12 protein-coding genes are annotated in these 11,688 nt (G+C 49.1%); 3 read left to right on the top strand and 9 right to left on the bottom strand.

What is annotated here, in order from left to right:
• Nucleotides 1-149: 149 nt before the first annotated feature.
• Nucleotides 150-1,019 (bottom strand): SDR family oxidoreductase, encoded by an 870-nt coding sequence (locus ACAN55_RS23970; RefSeq protein ID WP_379139086.1) that lies wholly within the window; start codon nucleotides 1,017-1,019, stop codon nucleotides 150-152.
• Between the two features lie 198 nt (nucleotides 1,020-1,217).
• Here ACAN55_RS23970 and ACAN55_RS23965 point away from each other — a divergent pair, with 198 nt between their 5' ends.
• Entirely contained in the window at nucleotides 1,218-1,640 is a 423-nt protein-coding gene (locus ACAN55_RS23965; RefSeq protein ID WP_379139084.1) for an NUDIX hydrolase, read from the top strand.
• A 151-nt stretch (nucleotides 1,641-1,791) separates the two neighbouring features.
• On the opposite strand, the gene ACAN55_RS23960 is transcribed toward ACAN55_RS23965, so the two are convergent.
• The 4 genes from ACAN55_RS23960 to ACAN55_RS23945 all read right to left on the bottom strand — a co-directional run bounded on the left by ACAN55_RS23960 (nucleotide 1,792) and on the right by ACAN55_RS23945 (nucleotide 6,275).
• Nucleotides 1,792-2,217 (bottom strand): hypothetical protein, encoded by a 426-nt coding sequence (locus ACAN55_RS23960; protein ID WP_379139082.1) that lies wholly within the window; start codon nucleotides 2,215-2,217, stop codon nucleotides 1,792-1,794.
• Between the two features lie 137 nt (nucleotides 2,218-2,354).
• Nucleotides 2,355-3,296: a malate dehydrogenase gene (gene mdh / locus ACAN55_RS23955; protein ID WP_379139079.1), complete on the bottom strand. Its 942-nt coding sequence runs from the start codon at nucleotides 3,294-3,296 to the stop codon at nucleotides 2,355-2,357.
• 500 nt (nucleotides 3,297-3,796) lie between these two features.
• The gene (gene icd, locus ACAN55_RS23950) at nucleotides 3,797-5,092 is read right to left on the bottom strand and encodes an NADP-dependent isocitrate dehydrogenase (protein ID WP_379139075.1); all 1,296 of its coding nucleotides are present in this window, start codon (nucleotides 5,090-5,092) and stop codon (nucleotides 3,797-3,799) included.
• Nucleotides 5,093-5,162: 70 nt separating this feature from the next.
• Nucleotides 5,163-6,275: a citrate/2-methylcitrate synthase gene (locus ACAN55_RS23945; protein WP_379139072.1), complete on the bottom strand. Its 1,113-nt coding sequence runs from the start codon at nucleotides 6,273-6,275 to the stop codon at nucleotides 5,163-5,165.
• A 409-nt stretch (nucleotides 6,276-6,684) separates the two neighbouring features.
• Between ACAN55_RS23945 and ytvI the strand changes: the two genes are divergently transcribed.
• Complete coding sequence (gene ytvI, locus ACAN55_RS23940; RefSeq protein ID WP_379139068.1) at nucleotides 6,685-7,800, top strand: sporulation integral membrane protein YtvI; 1,116 nt, start codon at nucleotides 6,685-6,687, stop codon at nucleotides 7,798-7,800.
• A gap of 524 nt (nucleotides 7,801-8,324) precedes the next feature.
• Here ytvI and ACAN55_RS23935 read toward each other — a convergent pair.
• The 4 genes from ACAN55_RS23935 to ACAN55_RS23920 all read right to left on the bottom strand — a co-directional run bounded on the left by ACAN55_RS23935 (nucleotide 8,325) and on the right by ACAN55_RS23920 (nucleotide 10,704).
• Nucleotides 8,325-8,462: a hypothetical protein gene (locus ACAN55_RS23935; RefSeq protein ID WP_379139064.1), complete on the bottom strand. Its 138-nt coding sequence runs from the start codon at nucleotides 8,460-8,462 to the stop codon at nucleotides 8,325-8,327.
• 93 nt (nucleotides 8,463-8,555) lie between these two features.
• Nucleotides 8,556-8,954, bottom strand: a complete 399-nt coding sequence (locus ACAN55_RS23930; protein ID WP_379139061.1) for an FxsA family protein — start codon at nucleotides 8,952-8,954, stop codon at nucleotides 8,556-8,558.
• A complete protein-coding gene (locus tag ACAN55_RS23925; RefSeq protein WP_379139058.1) occupies nucleotides 8,951-9,478 on the bottom strand; it encodes an acyl-CoA thioesterase in 528 nt (175 codons plus the stop codon). Before ACAN55_RS23925 ends, ACAN55_RS23930 begins: the two co-directional genes overlap by 4 nt.
• A 50-nt stretch (nucleotides 9,479-9,528) precedes the next feature.
• Nucleotides 9,529-10,704, bottom strand: coding sequence for an MFS transporter (locus tag ACAN55_RS23920; protein ID WP_379139055.1), 1,176 nt, complete (start codon nucleotides 10,702-10,704; stop codon nucleotides 9,529-9,531).
• A gap of 99 nt (nucleotides 10,705-10,803) precedes the next feature.
• On the opposite strand from ACAN55_RS23920, the gene ACAN55_RS23915 reads away from it, so the two are divergent.
• Nucleotides 10,804-11,550: a G1 family glutamic endopeptidase gene (locus tag ACAN55_RS23915; protein WP_379139052.1), complete on the top strand. Its 747-nt coding sequence runs from the start codon at nucleotides 10,804-10,806 to the stop codon at nucleotides 11,548-11,550.
• Nucleotides 11,551-11,688: the final 138 nt, after the last annotated feature.

Here is an 11,688-nt window from a genome sequence, read left to right as displayed (position 1 = left end):
GGCCTCAGTCCCATTGAATTCAGGACCAAGACCGCTTAGCTATCTTTTATTTTTTGTACTGTCTACTTGACGGGGTGCAGTTCATGGCAAAAGGGACACCCTGCTTTTTTGCATTGAATATTTAAGTTATAGCTTGCACTAATGCTGCACTAACCGTTGACGACCTCACCGCCATTCACATGGATAACCTGTCCAGTCACATAGGTAGAGTCATCGGAAGCTAAATAGACATAGGCTGGAGCCAGCTCCTCCGGTTGGCCGGGCCGTTTCATCGGCTGCGTTCCGCCAAATTCACTGACCTTCTTCGCATCAAATGTGGACGGGATAAGTGGTGTCCAAATAGGCCCTGGCGCAACGGCGTTGACCCGGATGCCCTGCTCTGCCAGATTCGTGGACAGAGAGCGGGTAAAGCTGAGAATCGCGCCTTTGGTGGCGGAATAATCCAGCAACTGCGGGTGGCCCCGGTAAGCGGTAATCGATGTTGTATTTATGATGGTGGAACCCGCTTTTAAATGCGGCATCGCCGCTTTGGTCAAATAGAACATGGAAAAAATATTCGTACGGAACGTCCGCTCCAGCTGTTCAGAAGTAATATCCTCAATCTTGTCCTGCGGATGCTGCTCAGCAGCATTGTTAATGAGAATGTCCAGCTTACCGAGCCCTTCTACCGTCTGGTTAATCAAATCCTGGCAGAAGGCTTCAACGCCGATATCTCCGGGGATAAGGACGCATTTGCGGCCCTCTTGTTCTACCTGACGTTTGGTCTCCTCAGCATCGCTGTGCTCATTCAGATAAGAAATGACCACATCTGCACCCTCCTTGGCAAAAAGAACAGCAACAGCGCGTCCGATACCACTATCACCCCCGGTAATCAGCGCAGCTCTGCCGAGCAGCTTGCCGGCTGCTTTATAATTGGCGGGTTCGTACTTCGGCCGCGGATGCATTTCGCTCTCCAGTCCGGGTTGTTGGTCCTGCTCTTGCGGTGGCATTGTCTTCTTGGCCTGGTTACTATCACTCATCTGTTGTAATCTCCTCTCACTGTAAAATGGGATTAGACGCTATCGTCTTAGGATGGCTCCAGAGATTCAAACTATTCGCTAGTTACGATATGTTAATTACCACGCCTGCCGGGGGATCAAACAAAAATCATTTCGCCGGAGTGCATGGACGATATAATTAATATATGGAATTGGAAGTTAGGGAGGGAACAACGCAAGATGGTTAATAAACGCAGTCTGGTCGTTGTAGTAAAGGGTGTTATCCTGAATAACGGTAGAATCTTGCTTGTTCAGCGGGCAATGGATGATCCGATCGGTGCCGGAAATTGGGAGAGTGCCGGAGGCAAGCTGGAACACGGGGAAGAGCTAGAGGCCGCAATAACCAGAGAAATCATGGAGGAGACCGGACTCGAGGTTGAAGTCGGTACGTTGTTGTATGCAACCACGATGATGACTGAGCCGGGCAGACAAGTGGTTTTTCTAAATTATATATGCCGCACCGGAAATTCCGAAGTATACCTTTCGAGTGAACACATGGATTTTAGATGGTGTACCCAGAATCAGGCACGGGCACTGCTCAATCCGCAAATCATAGCTGAATTCGAGAAATATAACATTTTTGGTATGGAAGGCTGGGTGTAGCATTTAACGTTCAGCCAAGTCATGAACCCATCGGCTATTCATATACATATGTGCTAGATCCTCACCTGCCTCAGTTATTTTCAGCGCACCCGCTTCATGCACAAAAAGCCTGCTTCCAAGAACTGGTGGCAGGCTTTGAAATCATTAAACATTAAATTATCTGGTTATACACCATAAAGAACACCATCAGAAGCAAAGCAACAGTCAACAAGGCGCTGAATGTCCGCAACTTGCCGAGCTCCGCCGACACATCCCGGTTCTCGCGAATGCCCACAGAAGCTAAACGAAGCGGCTTGCTCATGATCCCACCAAACGCGAACATGGCCAGCAGCAGAACAACCACAATACTCATCCAAGCGACCGAATATTCTCCTTTGCTCATCATATAACCGCCAGTCAGAAGCTGAATAACCAGTCCATACTGCGCGAACCGGTTAAATCCACCGATTGCATTCAACGTACCTTCCCGTGCTGGTGCCGAAAGTTTACCCACACCGCCTACGATAAAGGGCAGAACCAGATAGAACCCCAAGGATAAGGTCCCGATCATATGTAGAAAAAACAAAAAATGACCCATAACACACCTCCTTATTTTACACTGTGATATATATTACACTTATATTCATTATACCCAGAAAAGAGTATAAAGAAAAGGTGACTCCTGACCATCCGCCAAGAGCCACCTTTATTAGTCAGAACTTGAGGGTTCCGCTTCTATAACGTTACTACTGCTGTCACCGCACGAACGGATTCTGCAGATTTATCCAAAGCCACCTTCTCTTCACCGGTCAGCTCCAGTTCAAAAACCTTCTCGATGCCGCCTGCACCCAGAATAGTCGGAACGCCCATGAACAAGCCTTCATAACCGTATTCCCCTTCAAGCAGGGCAATAACCGGAATGATCCGCTTCTTGTCCTTCAAGATCGCTTCCGTCATCTGCACAAGTGAAGCCGCAGGCGCATAATAAGCGCTTCCGTTCCCCAGCAGATTAACGATTTCACCACCGCCGACACGAGTACGCTGAACAATCTCGGCAATGCGCTCCGAAGAGATTAATGTATCAACCGGAATACCGCCAACACTGGAATACCGGACGAGCGGAACCATGTCATCCCCGTGACCGCCCAGTACGAAGCCCCGAACATCCTCAACGGATACATTCAGCTCCTGGGCAATAAATGTGCAGTACCGCGCCGTATCCAGTACGCCGGACTGCCCGATAACACGGTTCTTTGGAAAGCCCAGTGTATTGTAGGCCACATAAGTCATAGCATCCACCGGATTGCTAAGGATAATCACGATAGAGTCCGGAGCAACGCGTTTCACGTTCTCACAGACCGATTTCACGATTCCCGCATTGGTATTCACCAGATCATCACGGCTCATCCCCGGCTTGCGCGCCACCCCTGCTGTGATAATGACAATATCGGAATCAGCCGCATCGTCATAATTCGAGGTTCCCGTAATGGTGCTGTCGAACTTCTGCACCGGACTAGCTTCCATCATATCCAGCGCCTTACCCTTAGTTGGGTTCTCAAGCTGCGGGATATCGATCAGCACCACGTTGCCGAGCTCTTTCTGGGCCAGCATCAGTGCCGTGGTGGCACCGGTGAAACCTGCACCCACGACTGTTATTTTATTGCGTTCGATCGCCACGATTAGTCCTCCTAAAAGTTTTGTGAGCATTACTTCTTACGAAATGGCTACGTACAAAACTAGCTTCGAAAGCAAACACCTAATTTTGTATAGGATCACATCTACGATTATACTTCATACAAAATTCACATCGAAAGCATAAGCTTAGTTTTGTGAGCATTACTTCTTACTAAATGGCTACGTACAAAACTAGCTTCGAAAGCAAACACCTAATTTTGTATAGGATCACATCTACGATTATACTTCTACAAAATTCACATCGAAAGCATTAACAAAAATTAAGACTGAAAAGACAGTGACTCTGGCGGATATATGGACTTCCGGCCGCTGTTGTCTCCAGATTTCTTGATTTTTAACCGCTGTCTGCGGTTGAAATCCGGAGACAGCATGTGCTTCCGACGCGAGCTTTCCTATGGAAAGCTTTCGGGCGGACGCTCACGCTCCTCCAGTTCCACAATCCCCCTGCGTTACTTCCTTCAGTCTATTATTTTCAAGGAAACTTACAGATTATTAATAATCTCGTCGGCGAAGGCTGAGCATTTGAGCTCGGTTGCGCCTTCCATTTGGCGGGCGAAATCATAGGTTACGGTCTTGTTGTTAATCGCAGTACCCATGCCTTTATAGATAAGGTCTGCCGCTTCCTGCCAACCCAGGTGCTCCAGCAGCATAACGCCGGACAGAATGACAGAACCCGGATTCACAACGTCTTTGTCTGCGTATTTCGGCGCTGTACCGTGAGTAGCTTCAAAAATCGCATGACCGGTCAAATAGTTAATATTCGCACCAGGCGCAATGCCGATACCGCCGATTTGGGCTGCCAAGGCATCAGACAGATAGTCTCCGTTAAGGTTCAGTGTAGCAATGACGTCAAAATCCGTAGGGCGGGTCAGCACTTGCTGCAGTGCGATATCCGCAATCGCGTCCTTAATGAGGATACGGCCGGATTCCAGTGCAGCCTTCTGTGCGTCATTGGCTGCTGCTTCGCCATCGCGTTCTTTAATGACATCGTATTCGTTCCAGGTGAACACTTTATCCCCGAACTCCTGCTCCGCCACTTCGTAGCCCCAATTCTTGAAGGCCCCTTCGGTGAACTTCATGATGTTGCCTTTATGCACAAGTGTAACGCTCTTACGTCCGTGCTTGATTGCATACTCCACAGCCGCACGCATGAGCCGCTTCGAACCTTCCTCGGAGACCGGCTTAATACCGATACCGGAGGTTTCAGGGAAGCGAATTTTGTTCACGCCCATTTCTTTTTGCAGGAACTCAATCACTTTCTTAACTTCTGCCGAACCTTCCTTGTATTCGATGCCCGCATAAATGTCCTCTGTGTTCTCCCGGAAAATAACCATATCCACAAGCTCCGGATGTTTCACCGGCGATGGTACTCCGTCAAAATAACGCACGGGACGCAGACAAGTATACAGGTCCAGTTCCTGGCGCAGTGCCACGTTCAGAGAACGGATACCTCCGCCAATTGGTGTGGTAAGCGGGCCCTTGATCGCTACGATATACTCGCGGATGGCTTCAAGCGTATCATTCGGCAGCCACTCCCCGTATGTATCGAAAGCTTTCTCGCCGGCAAAAACTTCGTACCAGGCAATTTTCTTCGTGCCGCCGTATGCTTTATCTACCGCAGCATCCAGTACACGCTTGGAGGCTTTCCAAATGTCACGGCCTGTGCCGTCACCTTCGATAAAAGGAATAATCGGATGATTAGGAACCTGCAGCTTGCCGTCCTCGATCGTAATTTGTTCGCCTTCAGTCGGCAGATCGTATTTTTCCAATTTCAACATTAGTGTGTGTTCCTCCTCAAGGTATAGTGGTCTCTAGTACAGACAGTTCCGCCGCATGAAAGTCAGCAAGTTATCTCTCTTCAACAGGGATGTATTTCTGTTCCACCAGACCGGTGTATTCGGCGCGCGGACGGATAATACGGTTATCCCCATACTGCTCCAGAATGTGCGCAGTCCACCCCGATACCCGGCTGATCGCAAAAATCGGCGTGAACAATTCACGGTCGATTCCAAGCTGGGTATAAACCGATGCTGAGTAGAAATCGACGTTCGGCTTCAGGCCTTTTTGCCCGGTGATCAGCTCTTCGATCTTGACAGACATATCATACAGGGTTGTGTCATTCTTCATTGTACCAAGTTCCAGCGACATCTTCATCAAATGCTTGGCACGGGGGTCGCCGTTCTTGTAGACGCGATGACCAAAACCCATGATTTTCTCACGGCGTTCCAGCTTTCCGCGGACATAAGGCTCAACCGCCTCCAGGCTGCCGATCTCCTCCAGCATTTTCATAACCGCTTCATTCGCTCCACCGTGCAGAGGGCCTTTAAGTGCACCAATCGCGGAAGTGACGCCTGAATAAATGTCAGAAAGTGTCGCTACCGTTACCCGGCCGGCAAAAGTAGACGCATTAAGCTCATGATCCGCATGCAGTACAAGCGCAGCATCCAGAGCTTTGACCGATACGATATCGGGCTGTTCTCCCCATAACATGTACAGGAAATTCTCAGCGATTGAAGCGCCTTCCTTTGGTGCCACTGGCTCAAGCCCTTTACGGATACGGGCAAGTGCTGCAACAACTGTTGGAAGCTGCGCCTGCAGCTTCACCGCTTTAACTTCATTCGCCTCACGGCTCATATCGTCTGCAGCAGAATCATACAGGGCAAGGCTCGATACGGCAGTGCGCAGCGCAGCCATAGTGCTCACATCTTTGGGATATAACTTCATCTGGGCAATCACCGGCTCCGGAATAGGGGCGAATGCACTAAGATCACGTTTGAGGGTTTCTAGTTCAGCCGCTGTCGGCAGTGTACCAAACCATAGCAAATATGCGGTTTCCTCAAAGCTTGCATTCTCCGCGAGATCATCAATATCATAACCGCGATAAGTCAGCACACCATCTACTATGGAGCTGATGGAAGAAGTTGTTGCTACAATGCCTTCTAGGCCTTTAGTAACTGTCATAGTATATCTCTCCTTTGCCTACTGATGTATAAAAAACTAACTCCATGAAAACATTTGCAATTTGAAATATTGTAATGATTCGAAAACAGAATTTAGAGGCAATAGCACAATTTTTTACAGGGTACAACCTCACCTGTGTATGGAACCTTTAATAATCATACCGGATTTTGACGGTTATGTGAACAACGTGAGAGCTCTATTCTGCATCAAATGATTTTATCGGAGGGATAGAAAAAACCTTCTGAAAGGCTGTTTCATGTTCACGCTTTCAGTGTATAGGGAAGGCCGCATAAAAATACATATCATCATACATTTGATAGTATTTATCTATCACCCGCGAATATATATAAGACGAGCCCATTCTAGATGTACAGGCGCTTGTGACGTTTATGAAAGCGGGGGATTCAGCATGGAATCTGTGTTGGTGAAAAGGGTGCTGCGAGGCCTTTGGGTGATATTTGCCATTCTCCTCGCACTGCTCGCGGTATATATGCTGCTGCCGCTGCTGTATCCTTTGCTGCTAGCCTGGTTGCTCGCCTATATTATGCAGCCCATGGTAGTAGGTCTGAGAGGCCTTAGACTGCCAGGATGGCTAGCGGTATGCCTTTCCCTGCTCTTTTATGTCGGAGGCACCCTGCTTGTTCTGACCGCCCTTGTTACACGTCTGGTGAAGGAGTTAATCGTATTAACTCAGAACTTGTCCTCGCAAACCGAGATGTGGCGGGAGCTACTATTGTCCCTCAGCCGGAACGCCAGCATTCAAAATATCGTGAATCAAATCAACCAATTCTACCGGAACAATCCGGATTATCATGCCACCATAGATAGTAATGTCAGCAGAACAACGGAAACCGTAGGTTATGCCGTGACTAAAGTGGTAACCGGCTTTTTCAATGCACTGGTGGGCTTTATCTCTGCACTCCCGAGCATGGGAACCGTCCTTATTGTCGTGGTCCTGGCCGCTTTCTTCCTGAGTACCGGGTGGGAGCGGCATAACCGCAAGCTGGCCGGGTGGCTTCCGGAGCCGCTGATCCGGCCGCTTTCCGGCATATGGAGTGATCTGCGCCGGGCGCTTTTCGGCTATCTGCGCGCTCAGATGATTCTGATCTCCATCACTACGGCCATTGTGATTGCCGGACTGCTGCTGCTCGGTGTTAAATCAGCCTTTGCGCTTGGCCTGATGATCGGCTGTGTTGATCTGCTGCCCTATCTTGGGGTTGGCATTGTCATGATTCCGTGGGCACTTTATTCCTACATGACTGGCAATTTGACTCTAGCGGCGGGGCTGCTTGTACTCTTCGCCGTCATTCTGGTGGTCCGTCAGGTACTGGAGCCGAAAGTGCTGGCTAGCAGCATCGGACTGGAACCACTTACCCTGCTGATTGGCATGTTCGTCGGCCTACAGCTGTTCGGCATGCTGGGACTTATTCTCGGGCCCGTCATTCTGGTTGTGCTCGATGCCTTTGGCAGGGCAGGTGTCTTTCGGGGGTTGCGCAATTATATTGTCAACGGACATCTGCACTGAGCTTCAGCGATCTGAAAGTCCACCTCTCTCATCAGTAGCATGGACTGTACCGGGATTGGCAGATTTGAGTGGCTGTGCGGCTAGTGGTTATCTAGTGAATAGATAATTTGGTATTAGTGATCTGGCGGTTTGCGTTAGTCAATAAACGATCTGGTGATTAGACGATCAGATGATTAAATATCTGGTTCGTGACATCGAGCATAGGATCATACGGGGATTATTGTCGGGGAGCGGACTAATAGACGATTGAGCATCTGTTGCATTTTGTGCATCAGAATCAATCAGAATCGGTTGATAAATCCATTCTGTTGCATTTAATGCAATCAGATTTACAATATTTAGTAAATATTTGCGTTTTCATAGAATTCTGTTGCACTAAATGCAATAGAATCCAAAAAAAGCCCTAAAACATCCCAATCTACTGCACAAAATGCAACAGAAGCGCTACGCAAGCGGTCCTGTGCAGGATGAGAGATAACTCTAGTAGCTGGACATAGTAGCAACTCCAATAGATGATTGAGAAGTCACTCCAGTAGCAGGACATAGTAGCCACTCCAATAGATGATTGAGAAGTCACTCCAGTAGCAGGACATAGTAGCCACTCCAGTAGCGGAAACAATTCCAGAAACCTCCACAAAAATAACTCGCCGTTCCATAGCCATTAGCTAACCAGACCGTATCTTATAAAAAAGGGATGTCACAAACACCATGTGCATGGTTGCTTGGGACATCCCTTTCTATATGCTGTATGCAGCTTAACGGCGATAATAAGTAAATGTGCCGTTTCTCATTTTTTTCTCGATCCATTTCAGCAGAAATGCCCGGTACACTGGTCGCGTTAACGGGAATACCAGCGTGAACCCGATAATATCCGTTACGAACCCCGGCATAATGAGCAGTAGGCCACCGAAAAAAATGCACAGCCCATCCAGCATGGTCCGCCCCGGCACACGTCCCTCCTGCATTTGAACCTTGCTGTCCTGAAGTACCTTTTTCCCCTCGAAACGCATCATCAAGAGGCCGATAACCGAAGTGGACAACAGGAGCAGCAACGTTTTGGGAGCTCCAATATAGCCTGACACATAGATAAAACCAAATAATTCCACGGCCGGGATCAAAAATAAAGCTGCCCACAGCCATTTGCCTCTAATCATACTGCTCCTCCTTCTTCACGCAGTGTTCCCGATATCGCCTGGAACAGCTCCGGAAGCATTCTATCCAGCCGCGCTGGCCTCCACTCCTCGTTCAGCCAGACATGACTTGTCGATCCCGTAACCAGCAGCTCTCCGGCAGACGATGCTGATTCTGAAGGATGAGAGGGTTTAGAGAGAAGCCCGTTCCCGATGCCCGCTTCTGCTGGCTGCCGACGGATCTCATACTCAAAAACAACTCTCAGCGCCGAAAAAGTGGTCAGGCGTGCGTACACTACGATAATATCATCATATCGCGCCGGACTTTTAAATTGCAAATCTGCCGAGGTTACCGGCAGCAGCACGCCTCTGTTCTCGAGTTCACGATATGTAAACCCAAGCTGGCGCAGCATTTCGGTCCGCCCGCATTCGAACCAGTTCAAGTAATTCGCGTGGTAGACGACTCCCATTTGATCCGTTTCCTGATAACGGACCCGCAGAGTAGTGGTATGCCAATCGCTGGATAGTTTCGGATTCCGTGAACTCATAAACAAATCTCCTCTTCATGTAGTGACAGTCACTTCTATGCAGTCAACGGTCAGGCGCTGACATCTCCCTGCATCACCGGCAGCCTCCGGCTGGAGCTTCGGGACACATACACCAGCAGAACCGCCCCAACAGCAGAACTGATCATGCAGGACAGGTTCATCGCATTCACACCGCCTTGATTCAGCAAATAACCGTTCAGCAAATTACCCATAATTCCCGCAAATCCGGAAAATACCATATTGAAAATACTCTGCCCCGTAGCCTGCATATCCGATGAAGTAATCTGGGAGACATACTCTACCGCGGAGATATAGAATAATCCAAACGAAACGCCATGCAGAACCTGTACACCTATCATTACAGCAGGGTAAGGGAATATCACCTGTATGCCCCAGCGTAATACATAGATTAGCGCTCCGATCAGCAGGGTCCGCTCCCTGCCCAGCTTCCGGATCACCTTGGAGGCGAAGAACATGGATGGCACATTAGTGAAGGATGCAATGAACAAAGCAATTCCCGCATATTGGGTTGAGCCGCCAACCGACTGGAAGGCGAGTACGAAATAGGTTCCGAAAGCCGTCATCGTCTGATTTACGAGAAAGCTTCCGCCCAGGAAGGCCAGAAATACACGGTTCTTGATCAACTGCTTGACCCCCTGCGCAAAAGACTGGCTCATCATATGGTTCTCCTCCGCCTGACGCGGCAGGGTAAGCGCTAGCGCCACTGCTACGGCATTCAACAGCAAGAACGGTAGCCAAATGGTAGATTCGGAGAATGTTGATACATATCTCCCCCCAGCATAACCGCCTACAGCCGCTCCAATACTCAGCATAAGCCGGATGCTGCCGTAGGTAGCTCCTTCCCTTCTAGCCGCCGCAATCGCGTAAGAATCCGCTATAGGGGCCTGTGTGGAAGAGAATATCGTCGATACCGTGTAGACCATCATCAGAACAATGAAATACTCCGAACGGTAAAAGACCGCAAGCACTGCCGGAACCGCAACACTCAATATCAGCACCAGCCGGGTCTGATTGTAGCGGTCGGAAATGATCCCCCACATCGGCTGTATGACGATTGCGATAAGTGTGCCTGTTGCCATCAGCAATCCAATCTGCCCGCTATCCAGTCCGTTATGGACAAGCAGCAGCGTAAGATAAGGGCCGAATGAACCTCCGGCTAACCCCAAAAAGAGATAAAATCCGCGAAGCTTCAGTAATTTGTTCATGGTTGCCTTAAGTCCTCTCCATCCCTTTTTGACAAAATACCCATGCCTTACATTACGGCACCGCATTAATTAAAGTATGACCTTTAAGGCGGTGAACCGATGAACGAAAGCAACTCTATTCAGCATTATCCTTGTATGAAGGACAAATCCAATACTGTAAAAGCTAAAAACTCCGGCTTTGGCTGGTCATCTGGCAACTGGAGCGGTTATGCACTCTCCGGTGCCAAAGGAGCCTACCACAGCATCTCGGGCGAATGGCGTGTCCCCTTCATCAAGCCTTCTGCGAAATCCGCCTATTCTTCAGCTTGGATCGGAATTGACGGCTTTCGAAATAGCAGTCTGATCCAGACAGGTACTGGACATGAATGGGTTAACGGAACTCCTCATTATTATGCCTGGTGGGAAATACTCCCGGCATCCGAGACAGTCATCCCGCTTCCTGTCTCACCTGGAGACCGTATGCGGGCAAGTATCGTGAAGCTAAAACGTAATAAGTGGTGCATTACGCTGCGCAATTTGACCCGTCAGTGGAAATTTCGCACGGTTCAGCACTATTCAGGACCACAGGCCTCTGTGGAATGGATCCTGGAGGCACCGCAAATTGGAGGAAACATCACTAAACTCGCCCGCCTGACACCAACCCGGTTCAGTTGCTGCAAAGTGAATGGCCGAAATACGAAGCTTACTCCGTCGGATGGAGGGATTATGATACAAAATAGCATCATCGTCTCCGTACCTTCCTGTCCCAGCCGTAGCGGCAATGCTTTCATCATCAAACAGCTACAGGACAAAATCCGCCCTCTGGTCTATTCCAAAAGTCCGGTTCAGCTTCGACTCACACGATAACTCAATGACTAGAATAGCATATTTGCTTACATTATCAGCGTTCAATCTTCTTAAATAATCGAGTAGGAGGGGGCGGCGAGCCCCCGACCTCTCACACCACCGTACGTACCGTTCGGTATACGGCGGTTCATGGAATAT

This window comes from Paenibacillus oryziterrae (assembly GCF_042610485.1).
In the GTDB taxonomy this organism is placed as follows: Bacteria; Bacillota; Bacilli; order Paenibacillales; family Paenibacillaceae; genus Paenibacillus_AQ.
Note: the sequence above shows the minus strand (reverse complement) of the source record. Positions and strands in the feature narration are given on the sequence as shown.

What these genes read in the sequence shown, in the direction of transcription:
- icd (WP_379139075.1), bottom strand. Translation starts at nt 5,092, where the DNA reads ATGTTGAAATTGGAAAAATACGATCTGCCGACTGAAGGCGAACAAATT.
- ytvI (WP_379139068.1), top strand. Translation starts at nt 6,685, where the DNA reads ATGGAATCTGTGTTGGTGAAAAGGGTGCTGCGAGGCCTTTGGGTGATA.
- ACAN55_RS23970 (WP_379139086.1), bottom strand. Translation starts at nt 1,019, where the DNA reads ATGAGTGATAGTAACCAGGCCAAGAAGACAATGCCACCGCAAGAGCAG.
- ACAN55_RS23965 (WP_379139084.1), top strand. Translation starts at nt 1,218, where the DNA reads ATGGTTAATAAACGCAGTCTGGTCGTTGTAGTAAAGGGTGTTATCCTG.
- ACAN55_RS23925 (WP_379139058.1), bottom strand. Translation starts at nt 9,478, where the DNA reads ATGAGTTCACGGAATCCGAAACTATCCAGCGATTGGCATACCACTACT.
- ACAN55_RS23945 (WP_379139072.1), bottom strand. Translation starts at nt 6,275, where the DNA reads ATGACAGTTACTAAAGGCCTAGAAGGCATTGTAGCAACAACTTCTTCC.
- ACAN55_RS23920 (WP_379139055.1), bottom strand. Translation starts at nt 10,704, where the DNA reads ATGAACAAATTACTGAAGCTTCGCGGATTTTATCTCTTTTTGGGGTTA.
- ACAN55_RS23935 (WP_379139064.1), bottom strand. Translation starts at nt 8,462, where the DNA reads ATGGCTATGGAACGGCGAGTTATTTTTGTGGAGGTTTCTGGAATTGTT.
- ACAN55_RS23930 (WP_379139061.1), bottom strand. Translation starts at nt 8,954, where the DNA reads ATGATTAGAGGCAAATGGCTGTGGGCAGCTTTATTTTTGATCCCGGCC.
- ACAN55_RS23960 (WP_379139082.1), bottom strand. Translation starts at nt 2,217, where the DNA reads ATGGGTCATTTTTTGTTTTTTCTACATATGATCGGGACCTTATCCTTG.
- ACAN55_RS23915 (WP_379139052.1), top strand. Translation starts at nt 10,804, where the DNA reads ATGAACGAAAGCAACTCTATTCAGCATTATCCTTGTATGAAGGACAAA.